The sequence below is a fragment of the Bacillus sp. AFS023182 genome, assembly GCF_002560575.1.
In the GTDB taxonomy this organism is placed as follows: Bacteria; Bacillota; Bacilli; order Bacillales; family Bacillaceae_G; genus Bacillus_A; species Bacillus_A arachidis.
Genome location: NZ_NTRO01000022.1, coordinates 38,961 through 60,308 on the forward strand (window position 1 = coordinate 38,961; position 21,348 = coordinate 60,308).

Annotated in this window: 21 protein-coding genes and 1 pseudogene; 20 read left to right on the forward strand and 2 right to left on the reverse strand. The window is 38.3% G+C overall.

The window, feature by feature from the left end; translation table 11 throughout:
• Positions 1-166 precede the first annotated feature (166 nt).
• The 5 genes from CN288_RS11255 to CN288_RS11270 are packed head-to-tail and all read left to right on the forward strand — an operon-like array spanning position 167 to position 5,048.
• Positions 167-1,735: a fatty acid--CoA ligase gene (locus CN288_RS11255; protein WP_026593727.1), complete on the forward strand. Its 1,569-nt coding sequence runs from the start codon at positions 167-169 to the stop codon at positions 1,733-1,735.
• Entirely contained in the window at positions 1,735-2,874 is a 1,140-nt protein-coding gene (locus CN288_RS11260; RefSeq protein ID WP_098302286.1) for an acyl-CoA dehydrogenase family protein, read from the forward strand. The genes CN288_RS11255 and CN288_RS11260 overlap by 1 nt, the downstream gene beginning before the upstream one ends.
• Entirely contained in the window at positions 2,871-3,011 is a 141-nt protein-coding gene (locus CN288_RS28730) for a hypothetical protein (RefSeq protein ID WP_155924361.1), read from the forward strand. The genes CN288_RS11260 and CN288_RS28730 overlap by 4 nt, the downstream gene beginning before the upstream one ends.
• A 16-nt stretch (positions 3,012-3,027) precedes the next feature.
• The gene (locus CN288_RS11265) at positions 3,028-3,900 is read left to right on the forward strand and encodes a 3-hydroxyacyl-CoA dehydrogenase family protein (protein WP_098302287.1); all 873 of its coding nucleotides are present in this window, start codon (positions 3,028-3,030) and stop codon (positions 3,898-3,900) included.
• Entirely contained in the window at positions 3,897-5,048 is a 1,152-nt protein-coding gene (locus CN288_RS11270) for a thiolase family protein (protein ID WP_026593724.1), read from the forward strand. The genes CN288_RS11265 and CN288_RS11270 overlap by 4 nt, the downstream gene beginning before the upstream one ends.
• Before the next feature lie 157 nt (positions 5,049-5,205).
• Here CN288_RS11270 and CN288_RS11275 read toward each other — a convergent pair whose 3' ends face one another.
• The gene (locus CN288_RS11275; RefSeq protein ID WP_026593723.1) at positions 5,206-5,517 is read right to left on the reverse strand and encodes a PepSY domain-containing protein; all 312 of its coding nucleotides are present in this window, start codon (positions 5,515-5,517) and stop codon (positions 5,206-5,208) included.
• A 142-nt stretch (positions 5,518-5,659) separates the two neighbouring features.
• On the opposite strand from CN288_RS11275, the gene CN288_RS11280 reads away from it, so the two are divergent.
• The 13 genes and pseudogenes from CN288_RS11280 (at position 5,660) to CN288_RS28270 (ending at position 19,112) form a co-directional block, all read left to right on the forward strand.
• Positions 5,660-6,733, forward strand: coding sequence for a M42 family metallopeptidase (locus CN288_RS11280; protein WP_098302288.1), 1,074 nt, complete (start codon positions 5,660-5,662; stop codon positions 6,731-6,733).
• Positions 6,734-7,046: 313 nt separating this feature from the next.
• Complete coding sequence (locus CN288_RS11285; protein WP_026593721.1) at positions 7,047-7,556, forward strand: DUF84 family protein; 510 nt, start codon at positions 7,047-7,049, stop codon at positions 7,554-7,556.
• Positions 7,557-7,639: 83 nt separating this feature from the next.
• Positions 7,640-7,954 (forward strand): thioredoxin family protein, encoded by a 315-nt coding sequence (locus tag CN288_RS11290; RefSeq protein ID WP_098302289.1) that lies wholly within the window; start codon positions 7,640-7,642, stop codon positions 7,952-7,954.
• 79 nt (positions 7,955-8,033) lie between these two features.
• Positions 8,034-8,846 (forward strand): DUF1444 domain-containing protein, encoded by an 813-nt coding sequence (locus CN288_RS11295; RefSeq protein WP_090687973.1) that lies wholly within the window; start codon positions 8,034-8,036, stop codon positions 8,844-8,846.
• Positions 8,843-9,457, forward strand: coding sequence for a YtpR family tRNA-binding protein (gene ytpR / locus CN288_RS11300; protein WP_090687970.1), 615 nt, complete (start codon positions 8,843-8,845; stop codon positions 9,455-9,457). Before CN288_RS11295 ends, ytpR begins: the two co-directional genes overlap by 4 nt.
• Positions 9,458-9,693: 236 nt before the next feature.
• Complete coding sequence (locus CN288_RS11305) at positions 9,694-10,641, forward strand: N-acetylmuramoyl-L-alanine amidase (RefSeq protein WP_098302290.1); 948 nt, start codon at positions 9,694-9,696, stop codon at positions 10,639-10,641.
• A gap of 47 nt (positions 10,642-10,688) precedes the next feature.
• Positions 10,689-10,856: pseudogene (locus CN288_RS11310) on the forward strand (aminoglycoside phosphotransferase); the annotation flags it as partial.
• Positions 10,857-11,387: 531 nt separating this feature from the next.
• On the forward strand, positions 11,388-14,903 hold the full coding sequence (locus CN288_RS29965; protein WP_098302291.1) for a DNA translocase FtsK: 3,516 nt from the start codon (positions 11,388-11,390) through the stop codon (positions 14,901-14,903).
• A 60-nt stretch (positions 14,904-14,963) separates the two neighbouring features.
• Positions 14,964-16,073: a nicotinate phosphoribosyltransferase gene (locus tag CN288_RS11320; protein ID WP_098302292.1), complete on the forward strand. Its 1,110-nt coding sequence runs from the start codon at positions 14,964-14,966 to the stop codon at positions 16,071-16,073.
• A 260-nt stretch (positions 16,074-16,333) separates the two neighbouring features.
• Entirely contained in the window at positions 16,334-17,644 is a 1,311-nt protein-coding gene (gene murC, locus CN288_RS11325; RefSeq protein WP_026593714.1) for a UDP-N-acetylmuramate--L-alanine ligase, read from the forward strand.
• 118 nt (positions 17,645-17,762) lie between these two features.
• Positions 17,763-18,311, forward strand: coding sequence for a GNAT family N-acetyltransferase (locus CN288_RS11330; RefSeq protein ID WP_026593713.1), 549 nt, complete (start codon positions 17,763-17,765; stop codon positions 18,309-18,311).
• Positions 18,308-18,799 carry a GNAT family N-acetyltransferase gene (locus CN288_RS11335; protein WP_098302293.1) on the forward strand — a complete coding sequence of 164 codons (492 nt, stop codon included), beginning with the start codon at positions 18,308-18,310 and terminating at the stop codon, positions 18,797-18,799. The genes CN288_RS11330 and CN288_RS11335 overlap by 4 nt, the downstream gene beginning before the upstream one ends.
• 31 nt (positions 18,800-18,830) lie before the next feature.
• Positions 18,831-19,112, forward strand: a complete 282-nt coding sequence (locus CN288_RS28270) for a hypothetical protein (protein WP_141527953.1) — start codon at positions 18,831-18,833, stop codon at positions 19,110-19,112.
• A 64-nt stretch (positions 19,113-19,176) separates the two neighbouring features.
• Here CN288_RS28270 and CN288_RS11345 read toward each other — a convergent pair whose 3' ends face one another.
• Positions 19,177-20,292 (reverse strand): aminopeptidase, encoded by a 1,116-nt coding sequence (locus tag CN288_RS11345; RefSeq protein WP_026593711.1) that lies wholly within the window; start codon positions 20,290-20,292, stop codon positions 19,177-19,179.
• Positions 20,293-20,435: 143 nt separating this feature from the next.
• On the opposite strand from CN288_RS11345, the gene CN288_RS11350 reads away from it, so the two are divergent.
• Positions 20,436-20,984, forward strand: coding sequence for a DUF948 domain-containing protein (locus CN288_RS11350; protein WP_035415657.1), 549 nt, complete (start codon positions 20,436-20,438; stop codon positions 20,982-20,984).
• A gap of 1 nt (position 20,985) precedes the next feature.
• The gene (gene ytxJ, locus CN288_RS11355) at positions 20,986-21,312 is read left to right on the forward strand and encodes a bacillithiol system redox-active protein YtxJ (protein ID WP_026593709.1); all 327 of its coding nucleotides are present in this window, start codon (positions 20,986-20,988) and stop codon (positions 21,310-21,312) included.
• The last annotated feature ends 36 nt before the right edge of the window (positions 21,313-21,348 follow it).

The following is a 21,348-nucleotide window of genomic DNA, read 5'->3' on the forward strand; positions in this document are numbered from 1 at the left end:
GGGCGGGCTAATAATCAGTGGGAGATGAAAAAACCCACTGATTAAAGTTCCGCGTTATCGAAAGAATTACTTTTAAAATATTCTGAAAATTGATATAATATCTCCGAGTTACTACATTGCTACATGCTCTATATGAGAAGCGTTTTATTTGAAAGGGGGAAATATATTGTATATAACGATTGGAAAATTACTTGAACTGACTACTGGAAAGTATCCGAATCAAGAAGCAATTGTTGAACCGCAAAAAAATATTCGCTGGACGTATACAGAATGGAATGAACAGGTAAATAAGCTAGCTCATGCACTCCAAAAAAGTGGTATACAAAAAGGTGACCGCGTTTCGACATTTCTCTTTAATAGTAGCGAACTAGCAACCACATGTTTCGCTTGTGCGAAAATTGGAGCCGTATTTAACCCAATTAATTTTAGACTAAAACCACAGGAACTTATTTATATATTAGAAGATGCTTCTCCAAAAATCGTACTTTTTGAAAAACAATTATCCTCTCAAGTACAAAGTATTCATAAGCAATTCCCTCATATTCAGTTCTGGTACATTGATCAAAATCGTCCATCGTTTTCTATTTCCTATGAAGAGAAACTATCCAATGCGTTACCGAAATTTGAAGCAGTAGAGGTAAAAGAAGATGATATTTGTTCTATTATGTATACAAGTGGAACAACCGGTTATCCGAAGGGTGTACTTCACCGTCATCGAGAAATTATTGACCACAGTTTGATGGGAATTGCGTATTTACATTACAACGAGAATAGTCGTGGTCTTGTAACAGCACCGATGTTTCATTGTGCGGAGCTGCATTGTTGTTTCGTGCCAAGGGTGCATAGCGGTGGTACAAATATTATTCTGCACCATTTCGATGCCAAGAATGTTCTTGAAACGATTGAAAAAGAAAAGATTACTGTTATGTTTGCAGCACCTACAATGTGGAATATGATGTTGCAGGAAGACTTAATACAGTATGATCTATCATCTCTTCGGTACGGTTTATATGGAGCAGCTTCAATGGCACCGGCACTTGTAAAAGCATGTGATGAAAAATTGAATGTTTCATTAGTACAAGCTTATGGTATGACAGAAATGGGGCCTGCAATTACTTTTTTACGAGAAAATGAGCAGATTACTAAAGTAGGTTCTGCAGGAAAAGCTGCCTATAATCATGAAATTCGCGTTGTTCGTCCAAATGAAGAAGGGCCATCTGAGCCAGATGATATATTACCACCGTATGAAATTGGAGAAATTATTGTGCGAGGTTCCTGTTTGATGAAAGGGTATTACAACAATGAAGAGGCGACAGCAAAAGCGCTCTATAAAGGATGGTACCATTCAGGTGATTTAGGTTATGTAGATACAGATGGTTATTTGTATGTTGCAGATCGTGTTGACGATATGGTTGTTAGTGGCGGAGAAAATATTTATCCGCGTGAAGTCGAGGACTTTTTGTATACGCATGAAAGCATTTTAGATGTTGCAGTGCTCGGCGAGAAAGATGAGCTTTGGGGAGAAAGTGTTCTAGCATACATCGTTTCAAAAGATCAGTCTCTTACCGAAGAGATATTAGATGAGTACTGTAAATCAAGTGATAAGCTTGCTGATTATAAACGTCCACGTCGCTATATATTTGTTGAACAACTGCCCAGAAATGCGAGCGGTAAAATTCAAAAATTTATTTTACGTAGCCAAGTGACAGAAGTGGAATCCAAGGAGAGGATATGATGAAGAATAAGTATTTACAGGAAGAGCATCACATTTTTCGTGATGCTTTTCATAAATTTTTAAAAAAGGAAGCATATCCATACTATAACGAATGGGAAGAAGATGGGATAATTCCTCGTTCTTTCTGGACGAGTATGGGGAGTAAAGGTTTTCTTTGTCCAATGGTAGATGAGCGGTATGGTGGAGCTGGTGCTGATTTTGGGTATTCGGTTATCGTCAACGAGGAACTTGAAAAGGTTGGATCGAGTCTAATCGGAATTGGTTTACACAATGACATTGTCGTTCCATATTTCATGCAGTATGGAACGGAAGAACAGAAGAAGCGCTGGTTACCAAAATGCGTAAGCGGTGAATATATAACTGCAATTGCAATGACGGAGCCAGGAGCAGGTTCGGACTTGGCGAGTATTCGAACAACGGCAAGGAAAGAAGGGGATTATTATGTCGTAAATGGTGAAAAAACATTTATTACAAATGGTATTCATGCAGATTTAGTTATCGTTGTTTGTAAGACAGATATCAACGCTGCTCATAAAGGCATGAGTTTACTCGTTTTAGAAAGAGGAATGGAGGGATTTAAGAGAGGGAAACAGCTTAAAAAGGTTGGCTTACATAGTCAAGATACAGCAGAACTTATTTTTGAAGATGTAAAAGTCCCTGTTTTGAATTTGTTAGGGGAAGAAGGAAAAGGTTTTTATTATCTTATGGAAAAGTTGCAACAAGAACGTCTCATCGTTGCAATCGCCGCGAAAACAGCAGCGGAAGTAATGTTACATATAACGAAAAAATATGTCCAAGAGCGAAAAGCGTTTGGGAAAAGTATAAGTGATTTTCAAGCGGTACAATTTCGATTAGCAGAAATGTATACGGAAATTGAGATTGGTAGAACATTTGTAGATGACTGTATTATAGGTCATATGAATGGTGAGGACATCGTAACGAAAGTATCGATGGCAAAGTGGTGGTTAACAGATCTCGCAAAAAAAGTGTCAGCAGAGTGCATACAACTACACGGTGGATACGGATATATGGAAGAATACGAGATTGCGCGGCGTTATCGTGATATTCCAGTCAGCGCGATTTATGCTGGAACGAATGAGATTATGAAAAATATAATTGCGAAAGGTATGGGCTTATGATGTTGAAAGGAATAACAGGTGCTGATTCTTCTCACTACTTACCAGGCCTATATGCATTGTTTGCTAATATTCAACACTATTTCAAAACATATTGTCTTGTTGTTGGAATGTATGCTGTGGAAACAAAAAGAAAATGATTAAAGGGGGAAAATAATGATTCAAAATATCGCGGTAATTGGTGTAGGAATTATGGGAAGTGGAATTACCCAAGCGTTAGCAATGGGCGGTAAAGATGTGAAAATGTATGATGTATCAGAAGAAAATTTACAAAAGGCTTATGAAACGATCAACAAAAGCCTGAGTCGTTTCGTGCATGCAGGGCGTATGACTGAGGAAGAGAAAAAACACATTCTAAATCATATTACTCCTACAGTTATATTGGAAGAAGCTTGCCAGAATGTAGAACTTGTTATTGAAGCAGTACCAGAAATATTACAGTTAAAGAAGGAGATTTTTCAAAAACTAGATTCGTATACATCACAATCTACTATTTTAGCAACGAATACATCTGAGTTAAGTGTAACTGCGATTGCAAGTGTGACAAGTCGTCCAGAGAAAGTAATAGGGATGCATTGGTTTAATCCCGCTCCTGTTATGAAGCTCATTGAAATTGTACGAGGAGTAGTTACGGCGGAAAGTACGATACAAGCAGTAAGAGCAATCTCAGAAGAAATAGGGAAAGAAACAGTTGTTGTAAAAGATACGCAAGGATTTGTGACCACGCGGGCAATTGCTATTCATATGTTAGAGTGCATGCGTATGTATGAAGAGGGAATTACAAGTAAAGAAGACATTGATAAGGCGATTAAGCTTGGTTTGAACTATCCAATGGGGCCATTTGAATTAGCGGATTATATAGGACTCGATACGCTGTTATTTGCGAGCGAAGGGCTAATAGAAGCATTTGGTGAGAGGTTTAGAGCGCCACAAATACTTGTGAAACTTGTAGAGGCGGGGTATCTTGGAAGGAAGACTGGGAAAGGTTTTTATGATTATTCAAAAGGGAAAGTGAGGGAGAAAATATGAAGCGAGACGTTGTTATTGTTGAAGCTGTACGTACGCCAGTTGGGAAAAGAAATGGTGCGTTTCGTGAGTTACACCCAGTACAGCTTGCGGCAGTTGCGCTGGATGCAGTAACAAAACGGGGGAATATAGAAAAAGGTCTCATAGAAGATATTGTTATGGGGTGTGTAACGCCAATTCACGAGCAAGCATTTAATATTGGAAGACTTTCAGCACTTGAAGCAGGTTTTCCTATAACAGTTCCAGCGGTAACGATTAATCGACTTTGTGGTTCTGGACAACAGGCTATTCACTTTGCGGCGCAAGAAATTAAATCAGGCGATATGGACATTACGATTGCAGCTGGTGTTGAACATATGACAAAAGTTCCTATTTTAACTGATGGAAATGAGCGAACCATCCCAAGTAGTCTTCATGAAAAATATCAAATTGTACATCAAGGTGTATCTGCTGAGATGATTGCCGAAAAATATGGAATTACCCGTGAACAGTTAGATACTTACGCGCTAGAAAGTCATAGACGAGCAATTCAAGCGATTGAATCTAGACGCTTTCAGCGAGAAATCGTACCACTGAGTGGTGTAGATAAAGAAGGCAACGAAATATTAGTTGAAAGTGATGAGGGACCAAGAAGAGATACTTCGTATGAAGCATTAGCAAATTTAAAAACAGTGTTTAAAGAAAATGGAGTGATTACAGCAGGGAATGCAAGCCAAATTAGCGATGGTGCTGCAGCAATTTTGCTGATGGATAGTGAAAAGGCGAAAGAACTAGGTTGTAAAGCACGTGCTCGTATTGTGAATCAAGTAGTTGTTGGTTCTGATCCAACGACAATGCTTGACGGCGTTATCCCTGCAACGAAAAAAGTACTGCAAAAATCCAATTTAACAATTCAGGATATAGATGTTATAGAGATTAATGAAGCATTTGCATCGGTTGTTTTAGCATGGCAAAAGGAGATGGAAGCAGATTTACAAAAGGTAAATGTTAATGGTGGTGCGATTGCACTAGGTCATCCACTTGGGGCAACGGGTGCAAAATTAATGACTTCTCTTCTTCATGAATTGGAGCGGAGGCAGGGAAGGTACGGTCTGCTGACAATTTGCATTGGACATGGGATGTCAACAGCGACGATAATTGAAAGAATATGAAAAGGCGTGCAGAAATTCATCTGCACGCTGTTATCCTTCTACTGTCTGTAAATACCCCGATGGGTGAGGCGTACTAATCATCAAATGATATGGAAAACCACTACTAATCAAAGTTTCGCTTTATTTAATACTGTCTCTTCGGATTAGCCGAGTTCCTTTACGCCGCCGTTACTTCTAAAACAGTACCTGTTTTTGCATCTACTAAAAATTCAAATCGTTCTTGTATATCATTTAAAATTGTTGTAAGACCGCCGCGATATACTTCGTATGCGACATCATATTTTTCAAACGTCTCTGGAACCATATGTACCCAAGAGCCAGTAATTTCGCCTTTATGACTGAGTGCTTGTTTCACCATTTTCAATGCTTTTTCTGAAGAAATATGGGATTGTTCTTGAACTTTGTTTGCAACAAGATAACCAGCCGCAAAACCAATGCCAACCCCAGCTAGTAAACCTTTCCAGTTCATATATTCACCTCAATTCTATAAAATAGTGTATCGATGATAATTATAATGCAATTTTAACTAAAAAAGAAGAAACTAGAAACATTTCGAAAATTTCGTTACAATAAAAGAGGAATTCTACTAAGGTTTGAAAGAAGGGAACTTCGTGAATAAAGAGACATTAGAATTATTTCGTACGTTAACAGAACTACAAGGTACATCAGGATTTGAACATGATGTACGCCGTTTTATGAAACAAGAACTAAGTAAATATGCAGATGAAATTGTTCAAGATGGTTTAGGTAGCGTGTTCGGTCTTAAAAAAGGGGATGAAAATGCCCCGCGCGTACTTGTAGCTGGTCATATGGATGAAGTCGGCTTTATGGTTACGCAAATTACGAAAAACGGAATGATTCGTTTTCAAACGCTAGGCGGTTGGTGGAGTCAGGTACTATTAGCACAGCGTGTACAAATTATGACGAAGAATGGCCCGGTTATTGGGGTTGTTGGATCTATCCCCCCTCATTTATTAAGTGATGCGCAACGTGCAAAACCGATGGATATAAAAAATATGTTAATTGATATTGGTGCAGATAGTTACGAGCAAGCACTTGAAATTGGTGTGAAACCAGGACAACAAATCGTTCCAATTTGCCCATTTACACCAATGGCAAATGAAAAGAAAATTATGGCGAAAGCTTGGGACAACCGTTACGGCTGTGGCCTTGCGATTGAATTATTAAAAGAATTAAAAGATGAAACTCTGCCGAATACATTATATTCTGGTGCAACTGTACAAGAAGAAGTTGGTCTTCGCGGGGCACAAACGGCTGCAAACATGATTCAGCCAGATATTTTCTATGCGCTTGATGCAAGTCCAGCAAATGATGCATCTGGAGATAAAACGCAGTTCGGTCAATTAGGAAAAGGGGCGCTTCTTCGTATTTATGATCGTACAATGGTAACACATAGAGGAATGCGTGAATTTATTTTAGATACAGCAGAAACACATAACATCCCGTACCAATATTTTGTTTCACAAGGTGGTACAGATGCGGGCCGGGTACATACGAGTAACTCTGGTATTCCGTCAGCAGTAATTGGTGTTTGCGCTCGTTATATTCATACACATGCTTCTATTTTACATGTTGATGATTATGCTGCAGCGAAAGAATTGATTACGAAACTCGTGAAAGCAACGGATAAAACAACATTAGAAACAATTAAAAATAACGCTTAAAAGAAAGGGCCAGTTTTGGCCTTTTCTTTTCGTATAAATATAAAACCCCTTTTTTTAGGTGGAAGAGAGTGTCCGTTCATGCATAGTAGCGGTTTAGTCTCAGGGCATGTGAATCTAAAAAGAGGAAACGAGATGGGATTTCTTTTGTTTTCATAGTCGCAAATTATATGTTGTGAAAACGAAGAGGATATATCATGAAGGGCGGAGATAAAGTCATCCTTTTTCCTACATACAGAGTTAAAATCAAAGAAAGAACAAGAATGTTAATTACCCTTTGTTCTTTGTAGCGCTGATTTATATAGAGGTGAAGAATATGAAAGTAGTAGTTGGATCGAAAAACCAAACAAAAGTAGGTGCCGTAAAAGAAGTATGGAAAGAGGCGAACATTACAGCCATTTCTGCTTCTTCAGGAGTAGCGGCACAACCATTTTCTGATGAAGAAACGATGCAAGGGGCAATCAATAGAGCCAAGCGAGCACTGGAGAAAGAACAAGCTGACATCGGTATCGGTCTAGAGGGCGGCGTCATGAAAACAGAGCATGGCTTGTTTATGTGTAACTGGGGCGCTTTAGCAACAAGTACAGGTAAAATATTTGTAGCGGGCGGGGCACGTATTAAGTTGCCAGATGATTTTGTTGCTCCTCTTGAAAGTGGGAAAGAGCTAAGTGAAGTTATGGAGGAATTTGTAAACCGAAAAGACATCCGTAGTCATGAAGGTGCAATTGGAATCTTCACAGATCATTATGTGGATCGTACAGGATTATTTGTCCATGTTGTAAAGTTGTTAGTTGGGCAATATAAGTATGACGAAAAACAAGCATAAATCTTGCAGCATACGTGATGTATGGTAGTATAAAAGAAAGATTACATATGAAAAGATACACTTCGTTAGAGGAGGAAATATAGATGAAATCATTAGAAAGCATGGAGCAATTCCAAGAACTAAAAAATGAAGGGAACGTTATTTTTATGTTCTCAGCAGAATGGTGTCCAGATTGCCGTTTTGTTGACCCATTTATGCCAGAAGTAGAAGAGAAATATAGCGATTTCTCATTCTACTATGTAGATCGTGATGAATTTATTGATCTATGTGTAAATTTAGACGTATTTGGCATTCCGAGCTTTGTAGCGTACAATAAAGGAGAAGAAACTGGGCGCTATGTAAACAAAGATCGTAAAACACAAGAACAAATCGAAGCGTTTATTGAAGGTTTAAAATAAGGCGATCAGCCAATTAAATTGTAAAAACAACCTCTACCTTCGCGGGGGAGGTTGTTTTTTTGGAAGGGAGGCAAACGAGATGAAAATGACAAGCAAAAAAATGAAAGAAGCACTAATGAACAGGCTAGCTCGTCCAGAATGGGACTTTCATTATGATAGCGAAAAAGATGTGCTTCGTATTGAACAAAAGGATACGAAGAAGGGAATTAATGTATCGCTTCCAGGAGTTGTAGCAAAATGGGAAGTCAAAAAAGAAGTAGCGATTGAAGATGTCGTCTATTACGTACAAGAGGCATTAGTTGCGATGCATAAAGAAGAAAGTAGCACAGCAAAAATTCTGCCGGTAATTCGCTCTACATCTTTCCAGAAACAAGCGGAAGAAGGCAATCCCTTTATCATGACAGATCATACAGCAGAAACGCGCATTTATTATGCATTAGACTCTAATAAAACATATCGATTAATTGATGAGCGTTTATTACAAAAGCTAGGACTTACTGAGCAGCAAGTACGTGAAATGGCATTGTTTAATGTCCGCTCATTAAGCTATACATTTAAACAAGATGAAGTGGCTGGGAATACATTTTATTTTTTAAACACAAATGATGGCTATGATGCGAGTCGTATTTTAAATGAATCGCTATTACAATCGATGCGCGAGAAGATTTCAGGTGACATGGTGGTGGCTGTTCCGCATCAAGATGTATTAATTGTTGCTGATATCGTCAACGAAATCGGTTATGATATTATTGCACAAATGACAATGAAGTTTTTTGCCGAAGGTCATGTTCCGATCACATCACTTTCATTCGTATATGAAGATGGCAACTTTGAACCAATCTTTATTTTAGCGAAGAATCGGAAGAAGACAAATGGAAAAGAGAAAGGATGAACATAGTGAACGTTTTTTATAACCTTGAAGGAATTGGCGACACATTAATCGTTGCCTTACAAGATATTACATTAGAAAACCGTACATTTGACCGCAAAGGAGATGTTGCTCGCGTTTATGATCGTGAAAGCAACGTAACAGGAGGATTTAACATCTTTAATGCTTCTTCTTATGTAGAAGTAAAAGAAACTGGGAATATTACTTTAACAACTGAGCTTGTAGAAAAAATCAATGACATTTTAGTGAAAAACGGCTTTGAAGAAAAAGTAGAAGCAGACCTTACGCCAAAATTTGTTGTTGGCTATGTAGCTGAAAAAGAAAAACATCCAAATGCAGATAAATTAAACATTTGTAAGGTAGAAATCGGTACAGATACATTACAAATCGTATGTGGTGCACCAAACGTTGATGCGGGACAAAAAGTTGTTGTTGCAAAAATCGGCGCTGTAATGCCAAGTGGTATGTTAATTAAACCAGCCGAGCTTCGCGGTGTTCCATCTTCTGGAATGATTTGCTCTGCACGTGAATTAGAGCTTCCAGATGCTCCTCAGGAAAAAGGGATTCTTGTACTAGAAGATAGCTATGAAGTTGGACAAGAGTTTAAATTTTAATTGATATAGAAAAAGTGGCCTCATTATAAAATGAGGCTATTTTTTTTGGGCTTAAATATTCTTATATTGTAACGCTTTTCCTAAAAATCCATGTTGTATTTCAAAAACAAATTAGTTAAAATTTAGAAAAAATAGAAGGTAAGAATATATGAAACAACATCCAAAAGTGAAAGAACTTCTGGGGCTTTATGTTGAAAAATTGGTAGAGTATGCACAAAATAGATGGGAGAGAAACGATGAAATATATAAAAATGATGTGTGCAGTTATATTACTTGGAATATATATGAGCGCATGCTCGAAGGAACAAGAACAGAAAACATCATCTCCTGTACAAGAAGAGAATAAAAAAGTTGTAGAACAAAAGAAAGAAGCACCAATAGAGAAGCAACCTGAGGAAAAAGAGAAGAAAGCAGAAACAGAATTACCGGTGGGACAAAATGGAGACCAAGAGAAAAAAGTTGAACAAGAGGCACCTGTGGAGCAAAGTAAAGAACAATTGCCGCCAGCTGAACAAACTGAAGCAAAAACAGATGCTGAGAAAAAACAAGGAAAGTTTCTTATTGTGATTGATCCAGGGCATCAAGAGAAAGCAAATTTAAATTTAGAACCAATTGGTCCAGGTGCAACTGAGAAAAAATATAAAGTGACTGATGGAACGACAGGTGTTGTGACGAAAAAGAGAGAATCCGCTCTTACACTTGAAGCTGCTTTTATATTAAAAGAGAAGCTTGAAGCAAAAGGCATGCAAGTACTTATGACAAGGACAACACATGATGTTGATATAAGTAACAAAGAGCGAGCTACATTCGCGAATGATCATCAAGCAAATGTATTTTTACGCCTTCATGCAGATGGATCTGAAAACCAGGCACAAAAGGGTTTTGCTGTGTTGACGCCAGCCGAAGGAAATCAATATACAAAAGATATTTATGCAGAAAGCTTACAAGTTTCTCAGATTATCGTGGAGAAAATGAAAGAAAATAGTCAGGTGAAAGTAAATGGGATTAAGTTTCGTGATGATCTTTCTGGTTTCAACTGGTCAAAGGTTCCAGGAGTTTTACTTGAGCTAGGGTTTATGTCGAATCCTGAAGAAGATCAAAAACTATCAGATAAGCAATATTTAGAAGCTTTACTGCAAAGTGTAACGGAGAGTATAGAAGAATATCGGAAGAGTAAAGTTTAGGTATATATTAAGCAGTTCAGATAACATAGAGAAACTGTATAAAATAAAGAGTTAAATTGTTTTTTGAATTCTACGGTGAGGATATGGAAGAAGAGTATTTGGAGATAGTATTGCTACGATTAGAAGGGGTATGTAAATACATGAAAAGAAAAGCAAAAGAAGGCGATATAAATTTTCAAAAGATGATAGATGAAGGGCACCTTGAACATTATTAAAATGATATTAAATTCATTCGTGAACATGGAAAAGAGTGGATTTAATGAAATAAGTCTTATACAAAAGTAAAGCTCAGAGTCATATAGGGACTTTGAGCTTTTTTTGCGTGTTATTTACTACGCCAATTAACCCGTGAATGAATATGTTATGTAGCTCGTTATTTTAGATTTTCTCCACAATAACTGAACTACTTATATATAAATATAGATGAAAACATTTCTTTTTGTTTAGAAGAGGTTAGTATCTTGTTTTGCTCCATGCCGAGTGAAACCAAAAGGAGAAAACAAGTGTAGGTCTTCTTTTATCCTGCATTAAAGAGCAGCAAGACCTCTGCCTCAGGATTCAAAGAGAAACAAGGAGGATAGGTCTGGGATGAAGAAAATCCTCACTGATTAAAGTATCACTTTATATTGTACTTACTGAAAACTGGAATATGATGGACAAAAGGCAAGGGCGTAATTTTACCTGCACTTTTTGCTGAATGCTGATACAATAAAGGATGTTACTATTTAGTAGAAAGAGTGGTAAGCATGTTAGATTGGATGAAAAAGCTGTTTAACAAAGAGGAACATCAAGAAGAAAAAACAGCGGTGAATAAAGAAGTACCGAAGAACACTGAAAGTAAGTCGAAACGTCCTCGTGTAAACCACTACACTGAAGCAAGAGAAGCGCAAATGGCTAGTCGGAATTCAGGTGTGAAATGTCGATTTCCGTTAGTGCCTGATGATGGATTTGATGAGGAGAATGTGGAAGAATCAACACATGTTGAAGAATCAGCATATGTTGAAGAGCAGCCACTGCCGAGAGTAATAAACGTGGAGAGGCGCGGGCCGAGATATGTAGAAGAACCAATCCATACATTTGCCCCTCAACAAGTTGAACAAGAAATTGAGCCAAAGCCTTTCATACCAAAAAAATCTGTGCCAACACAAGAAAGCAATCGAAGACCATTTCGCCCAACAGAGATGATTTCACCGATCTTTGGATATAAACGTCCGTCTATGGAGAAAGAAGAGGTGAAGACGGAAGAAAAAAGGCAGGAAGATCTTGAAATATCGGTTGAAGGAAAATCGGTCGTCGATGCATGGCTAGAGAAAAAAGGATACTCACTGGCGAATTTATCAGACGAATCTTTTATTCCTTCAAAGGAACGAGAGCAAAGCTTTGATGATGATCGACAACAAGAAAGTAAAAAAGAAGAAAAATCCGTTGTTGATCAGTGGCTAGAGAAAAATGGTTATGATTCTGAACGTTCATTTATTGCGGTAGAGGAGAAAGAAAAGACCGATGTTTCTCCAGACTCTCGTCCATTTGCAACGGATGGCTCGTTACATAAAGCAGTTGGACAGGATAACAAGAAGGAAGAACATGCTCTTCATAACGGACAGGTAGTTGGACAAGAGCCAGATGTAGTGGTGTTATCACAAGATGATATCGGAGAAAATGAAGAATCTCTACAAAATCAATTACAAGACTCTATTGTCAAGAACATCGATACAACGTCAATGGAAGAGATTGAATATAAGAAAGAAACAGAAGAACAGCTAGTAGAGAACACTGTTTTAACAGAATGTGTTATTGAGGAAGCAGAACCAGCGGCTGAAGTAGAAGAAGAGGAAGAAGCAGAACCAGCAGCTGAAGTAGAAGAAGTGAAAGAAGCAGAACCAGCGGCTGAAGTAGAAGAAGAGGAAGAAGCAGAACCAGCGACTGAAGTAGAAGAAGTGAAAGAAGCAGAACCAGCAGCTGAAGTAGAAGTAGAAGAAGAGGAAGAAGTTGAACCAGCACTGGAAGTTAAAGCAGAGGAAGAAGCTGACATAGCAGAAGCAACTGCTCAAGTAGTAGTTGAAGAACCAGCAGAACCACAGAAGGTTGTTTCTAAAGTAGAAAATGATATTTGTGAAACATCTTTAGCAGCAGACGAGCACACGAAGGAAACTGTTCAAAGTTTTGCAAATGTATTAATTGAAGAAGCAGAAGAAAAGCAAGAAGTGACTGTAGAAAAGCCCGTTGAGAAAACTGTAGAACCAAAACGTGAGAAAAAGCGTCATGTGCCGTTTAATGTTGTGATGTTAAAACAAGATAGAAGAAAGTTGATGGAGAGACAGGTGGCAGGAATGAAAACGCCGCAGACTCCTGTACAACAAGTAGAAGAAGCATCACAAAGAAAAGAACAACTAATGCAGCAAGTTGTAGCGGAACCGCAAGCGGAAGAGAGACCAATACAGCAAGTTGTAGCGGAACCGCAAGCGGAAGAGAGACCAATACAGCAGGTTGTAGTGGAACCGCAAATGGAAGAGAGACCAACGCAGCAAGTTGTAGTGGAACCGCAAATGGAAGAGAGACCAACGCAGCAAGTTGTAGCGGAACCGCAAATGGAAGAGAGAGCAATGCAGCAGGTTGTAGCGGGACCAGAAGTAGAAGAGAGACCAACGCAGCAAGTTGTAGCGGAACCGCAAATGGAAGAGAGAGCAATGCAGCAGGTTGTAGCGGGACCACAAGTAACAGAGAAGCCAGTTCAGCAACCGGAAGTGAAGGTACCTGTTGCAAATGCAGGAGTACAAGAAAAAGCATATGTTGTAGCTAAAAGAGAAAATGATATGCGTAATGTGCTGCAAACACCGCCTGAATATACAATGCCACCATTAACCTTGTTGACGATTCCAACTCAAGCAACATTGGATAATACAGAATGGTTAGACGAACAGAAAGAATTATTGGATACGACGTTTAATAATTTCCATGTTGGGGCTCAGGTTATCAATGTTTCACAAGGACCGGCTGTAACTCGCTTTGAAGTACAACCAGACCCAGGTGTGAAAGTAAATAAAATTACAAACTTAAGCGATGATATTAAGTTAAGTTTAGCAGCAAAAGATATTCGAATTGAAGCGCCGATTCCAGGGAAAAGTGCAATTGGAATTGAGGTTCCAAATAAAGAGAGTAAGCCAGTATTTCTAAGAGAAATCTTGAGAAGTCCTGTGTTCACGAAGAGTGAATCACCGCTTACAGTTGCACTTGGACTTGATATTTCTGGAGCGCCGATTGTAACGGATATTAGGAAGATGCCACATGGACTGATTGCTGGTGCGACTGGTTCAGGAAAAAGTGTGTGCATTAACGCGATTTTAACAAGTATTTTATATAAAGCGAAACCGCATGAAGTGAAATTGATGTTGATTGATCCGAAAATGGTTGAGCTTGCGCCATATAATTCTGTTCCACATCTTGTGGCACCTGTTATTACAGATGTAAAAGCAGCTACAGGGGCGTTAAAATGGGCTGTAGAAGAAATGGAGCGCCGTTATGAATTGTTTGCCCATGCTGGTGCACGTGATTTAACTCGTTATAATACAATTGTGAGTGAGCGAGAAGTTCCAGGGGAGACATTGCCATATATCGTCATTGTAATTGATGAGTTAGCGGATTTAATGATGGTTGCACCTGGTGATGTTGAGGAAGCGATTTGTCGTATCGCTCAAAAAGCGCGTGCTTGTGGTATTCACTTATTAGTTGCAACGCAGCGTCCGTCTGTGGATGTTATTACAGGGTTAATTAAATCAAACATTCCAACGCGTATTGCGTTTACAGTATCATCTCAAGTAGATTCCCGTACAATTATTGATATTGGGGGCGCGGAAAAATTACTTGGCCGCGGTGATATGTTATTTTTAGGAAACGGTACGTCTAAACCAGTTCGTGTGCAAGGGGTATACGTATCGGATGATGAAATTGAAAAAACGGTTGACCATGTGAAAAAGCAAATGAAGCCGAACTATTTATTTAAGCAAGAAGATTTATTGGCGAAAACAGAGCAACATGAGGCCGAAGATGAACTGTTTTTTGATGCATGTCAGTTTGTTGTAGAACAAGGGGGAGCGTCCACATCTTCTGTACAGAGAAAATTCCGCATCGGCTATAATCGCGCGGCACGTCTTATTGAAGAGATGGAAGCACAAGGAATTATTTCCGAAGCAAGGGGAACAAAACCGAGAGATGTCCTTATTTCAGAGGATGAGTTTGCTGCGATGCAGGAAACGAATGTATAGGAAGTGGTTTTGCTGTATACTAAGAGAAAATGTTGGATAGTAAAGTAGGGAGTAAACGAAATGAAAGAAATTGAATTAAAATTAAAAGGTGAAATCAATCGACTAACAAATAAAACATTTAAATTTGATGAACGAGTTGGAGAAGGCTGGTTTTCTGCCGTTTACTTTTTAAAAACTCGTGATATTATTCAAGAATTTCGCCCAAAAAGTATTGTAACAATGCAATTTTTCCAGAAAGAGCATGCGGTACTTTGCGGAACAGATGAAGTAATCGCATTGTTACAAACGTTTGCTACACATCCTGAAGAACTTGAAATTCATTCTTTAAAGGATGGTGACAATATTAATCCATTTGAAACAGTTTTAACAATTACAGGGCCTTATGAATATTTCGGGTTTTTAGAAGGTGTAATTGATGGGATTTTAGCTCGTCGTACATCTGTTGCAACAAATGTGTATAATGTTGTACAGGCTGCTCGCAGCGGTGAAAAAGAAAAACCTGTTATTTTCATGGGAGACCGTGATGATCATTATACACAGCAAGCTGGTGATGGGTATGCTGCGTATATTGGTGGTATGAGCGCACAAGCAACGCATGCAATGAATGAATGGTGGGGCAAAAGTGGAATGGGGACAATGCCTCACGCGTTAATTCAAATGTTTAATGGAGACGTTGTAGAAGCTGCAAAGGCGTATCATAAAAAGTTTCCAGAGGATGATTTAGTTGTACTGATTGACTACAACAATGATGTTATTACAGATGGGCTTCGCGTTGCACGCGAATTTGGTTCAGAATTAAAAGGTGTACGCATCGATACATCACGTACAATGATTGATCAATATTTCATTCGTCATCCAGAAGTGCTTGGAACATTTGACCCACGTGGTGTCAATCCATCACTTGTTTTCGCTCTTCGTAAAGCGCTTGATGAGGAAGGATTCCAGCATGTAGATATTGTTGTAACTGGTGGATTTGATGAAAAGCGTATTCGTGAATTTGAAGCGCAAAATGTTCCTGTGGATCTATACGGAGTAGGGAGCAGTTTATTAAAAATGAACATTGGTTTTACAGGTGATAATGTAGAATTAAATGGAAAACCAGAAGCAAAAGCTGGACGCAAATATCGTCCAAACCCACGTTTAGAACGTGTTCAATTAGAAAAAAGATAAGATATGTAAGAAACAGAAAAACTGATAGGTGATTGACCCTATCAGTTTTTCTGTTATCATAGTATAACGGATTGTTTTTTGCTATAATAAGTTTGTTGTGGACATATAAGAAGTACGTACGTGTTTATCCTGATTGGCGAGAGCTGATGAAAGTTCCGCTGTATCAAAAATGTATGATGATTACCAAAATAAGAAAAGATTCATATACTGTCTTATAGATAGGCCGTTGTATTAGTTCGAAATGTTGGAGGTTCTTTAAGATGACAGTTTACCATTTTGTAGGAATTAAAGGAACAGGAATGAGTTCATTAGCACAAATTCTTCATGATATGAAGCATACTGTTCAGGGTTCTGATTTTGAAAAACGTTTCTTTACACAAGTTGCTTTGGAAAAGCGTGGTATCTCCATCCTTCCTTTTGATAATAATAATGTAAAAGAAGGACAAGTGATTATCGCAGGAAACGCGTTCCCTGATACGCATGAAGAGATTGTAGCAGCGAAAGAATTAAATATTCCAGTACATCGTTACCATCACTTTTTAGGGGATCTTATGAGTAAGTATACAAGTGTTGCTGTAACAGGTGCACATGGAAAAACATCAACAACTGGTTTGTTAGCCCATGTAATGCAAGGTGCACACCCGACGTCTTACCTTATTGGAGATGGAACAGGGCATGGGGTAGAAAATAGTAAGTATTTTGTGTTTGAGGCATGTGAATATCGTCGCCATTTCTTGTCGTACTATCCAGACTATGCAATTATGACAAATATTGATTTTGACCATCCAGACTACTTTACAGACATCAATGATGTATTTAGTGCATTCCAAGAGATGGCACTTCAAGTGAAAAAAGGAATTATTGCATGTGGTGATGATGAAGAACTTCAAAAAATTCAAGCGAAAGTACCTGTTATTTTCTATGGATTTGGTGAAGATAATGATTTCCAAGCTCGTAACATTCAAAAGAGAACAGATGGCACTGTATTTGATGTGTTTGTTCGTAATACGTATTATGAAACATTCAAAATTACAGGATACGGCAATCACAGCGTATTAAATGCATTAGCAGTTATTGCGCTTTGTCATTATGAAAATGTTGATGTAGAAGCAGTGAAACATCAATTAACAACCTTTGAAGGTGTAAAACGTCGCTTTAATGAAAAGCCGATGGGAGAACAAGTCATCATTGATGATTATGCGCACCATCCAACAGAAATTAACGCAACGATTGAAGCGGCTCGTCAAAAACATCCAGAGCGTGAAATTGTCGCTGTATTCCAGCCGCACACATTCTCACGTACAGAAAAGTTCTTAGATGAGTTCGCAGAAAGTCTAAGCAAGGCTGATCAAGTATACTTATGTGATATTTTCGGATCAGCACGTGAAAACAAAGGTGAATTAACGATTCAAGACCTGCAACAACGCATTGATGGTGCAGAATTGATTACAGATACAACAACGGATGTATTAAAGAAACATAAAAACGGCGTTCTTATTTTCATGGGCGCAGGCGACATCCAAAAATTCGAAGCAGCTTACGTGAAAGAAGTGCAAGTTGCAGAGAAGTAATAAGGAGGAGACGTGCAGCGGTGGTTGCACGTCTTTTTTTGTTTCTATAGCGAATGTGGGTTAACAGATTCTTCGGAAAAATGTTAGAATAATAAGAAAATAAAAAGGGGATGGAGAAATGTTCACACTTCGAGTCGATGATGAAATTGAACTTCAATTACTAGAAAAACATCATAAAGAGGAACTATATCAATTAATTGATGAAAACCGTAATCATTTAAGAAGGTGGCTTCCATGGGTGGATGGGACAAAATCTGCTGATGCGTATGATGAAATTTTTCCAATGTGGCTAAAGAAATTTGCAGAGGGAGACGGTTTTGAGAGCGGTATACGTTATAAAGGAAAGCTTGTTGGGATGGTAGGTATTCATCCAGTGACCTGGAGCAAGAAAGCGACGAGCCTTGGATATTACCTTGCAGAAGATGCAGGAGGAAAAGGGATTATGACGCGAAGTGTAAAGGCTGTACTTCGCTATGCGTTTGAAGAATTAAAATTGAATAAAATAGAAATACGTTGTGGGGTAGAGAATCAAAAAAGTCGTGCGATTCCAGAACGTCTTGCTTTTCAATTAGACGGCATTCTGCGTGAGGAAGAATGGCTGTATGACCATTTTCATGACATTGCTGTATACAGTGTACTAGCTTCAGAATGGGAGAAAATCCGATGAACGATTCGATTTGTATTACTCCGTATGAGAGTAAGTTTCAAAGTGAAGTAGTGGGTCTCATTGTTCACATTCAGCAAAAAGAGTACAATGTGCCAATTACGAAAGAAGAGCAACCTGATTTATTAGAAATAGAAAAGTTTTATCAAAGGGATAATGGGGATTTTTGGGTAGCGACGTATAAAGGGAAAGTTGTGGGAACAATAGCCTTATTAGATATTGGAAACAATCAAGTAGCTTTAAGAAAAATGTTTGTGAAGAAAGAATTTCGCGGGAAGATGTGGAAGACAGCAAGTTTGTTATTACAAACAGCAATTTCTTGGGCAAAGGAAAAGAACTTAGAAACTATCTATTTAGGAACAACAGTCCAGTTTTTAGCGGCGCATCGCTTCTACGAAAAAAATGGATTCCAAAGTGTGAGTGTGGAAGAGTTACCGAGGAATTTCCCAATACTTGCAGTGGATAAAATATTTTACAAATATCCCCTTTAATTAATAGGATAATTAGGAAAGGGGTGATGATATGAGCTTTCCTATCCAAAGAAGCAAGCCTATAATGATTTTTGTAAGTGTGATGTTGATTCTTATGGTTGCTTTGCCAGTTGGAATGCTCATTGTAAACAAAGAAAACTGGGGATCAGCACGAATTGGGATGGCCTTTGCATTTGTCGATAGCAGTAGGCATTTTAGCAGTTGTACTTTTGTTTTATTACCATTTTCGTCAAATTTGAAGCAAAGGGTAGGAAGTAGAGAAATAATATCGCTTTTTTTAATATATCGACCATCTCTCGCAATATATCGATAACATGGACTATTCGACAAAACAAGTGAAAAAAGCTCCTCCCGTCAAAGGAAGAGCTCTTTTTCACTTATTTTAAGTTCTCAGGATTTAAAGCTTCTAATTCAGATACAACGAAGCGTCCGTCTTTACGGATTAATACATCGTCGAAGTAAATTTCACCGCCGCCGTATTCAGGGCGTTGGATACATACTAAATCCCAGTGGATGTTAGAGTTGTTGCCGTTCCATGCATCGTCGTAAGCTTGTCCAGGAGTGAAGTGGAAGCTACCATCAATTTTTTCATCGAATAGGATGTCGCCCATTGGATGTAAGATGTATGGGTTTACGCCGATTGCAAATTCACCAACGTAGCGTGCGCCTTCATCTGTATCAAAAATTTTGTTAATGCGTTCTGTATCGTTTGCAGTTGCTTCAACGATCTGTCCATTTTTAAATGTAAGTTGTACGTTTTCAAATGTATAGCCGTTATATGGTGACGGTGTGTTGTAAGAAACTGTACCGTTAACAGAATCGCGAACTGGTGCAGAGTATACTTCACCGTCTGGAATATTTAAATGACCAGAGCATTTAATAGCTGGAATGTCTTTAATAGAGAATGTTAAGTCAGTTCCAGGACCAACAAGGTGAACTTTATCTGTTTTGTTCATAAGTTCAACAAGGTTATCCATTGCTTTGTCCATTTTACCGTAATCTAAGTTACATACTTCAAAGTAGAAGTCTTCGAATGCTTCTGTGCTCATTTTTGCAAGCTGTGCCATAGATGCATTTGGATAGCGAAGAACGACCCAGCGAGTTTTCGGAACGCGAATGTCTCTATGAACTTTTTTGCCAACTGTTTGACCGTGGATTTTCATGCGTTCACTTGGAACGTCAGCTTGTTCATTAATGTTATCACCAGAGCGAAGGCCGATGTAAGCGTCCATATCTTTCATTACGCTTGCTTCATAGGCAGCGATTTGCTCGAAGTGTTCTTCAGTGGCACCCATTAATAAAGAGCGATCAACTTGATGGTCTTTCAATGAAACGAATGGGAAACCACCAGCTGCATATGCTTCTTTCACAAGTGCAGTTACAAGTTCTTTTTGCAAGCCAAAGTTTTCAATCAATACTTTTTCGCCTTTTTGTAGGCGAATGGAGTAGTTAATTAAATTATACGCTAACTTTTCAATACGTGGGTCTTTCATATGTAAAAGCCTCCCTACTAATTATGTATCCTTTCTTATTGTAACCTACTTAGTGGAATTTGTTGAATAATTTATGTTACAGTTAACAAACAAGTATGAAAATTCTAATGAAAATGTAAGGGTTAGAACGAAACGGAAAATGATTGTATAATAGGAGAAAGTATGAAAAATATAAAGGAAGTGATGAAATGCAAGTTCTTTTATATGTAAGTGCAGCTATTATCGCAGTTGCTTTTGCTATATTAGTGGTATATGTATGTAGAACACTACTATCAGTTCAGAAGACATTAGAAAACGTTGCAGGTACACTAGAAGGCTTAGAAAAGCAAATGCAAGGAATAAGCGTAGAGACGGAGCAATTATTACATAAGACGAACGCGTTAGCTGATGATATTCAGCAGAAATCTCAGTCGTTAAATAAAGTAGTAGAAGGCGTAGATGGAATTGGAACGACAATTCATTCTTTAAATACGAAACTTCGCAATGTATCAGATTCTGTAACAAATGAAATTGAGAATAATGCAGACAAAGTTGCGCAAGTTGTACAATGGAGTAGCGCAGCGATTGAAGTGTATAATCATTTTCGAGCTACTAGACAAGAAAAAAAACTAGAAAAAGCAGAGAAGAAGTTAGAGAAGGTAGAGAAAAAAGAGAAGCGCTCTAGACTCCCAATTCGTATGAGAGGTGAATAACATGGACATGACAAAAATCGAAACAATGGAAGAGTTTGAAGCATTAGTAGAAACAGCGGAACCATATATTCTTTTTAAACATAGTATAACGTGTCCAATTAGCCAAGGAGCGTATGCTGAATTTGAGGCATATTGTCATGATGAAAAAGAAACGCCTGCTTACTATTTATACGTGCAAGATGCAAGAGATGTTTCGAATCGTATCGCAGAGCATTTTGGTGTTAAACATGAGTCACCACAAGTATTATACATAAAAGATGGTATGGCGGTATGGCATACATCCCATTGGAATATTAAGAAGCAAACTTTAGAAGAGAATGTGAAGTAGGAAGAAGGAAGAAGCAAGCGTAGATGCTTGTTTCTT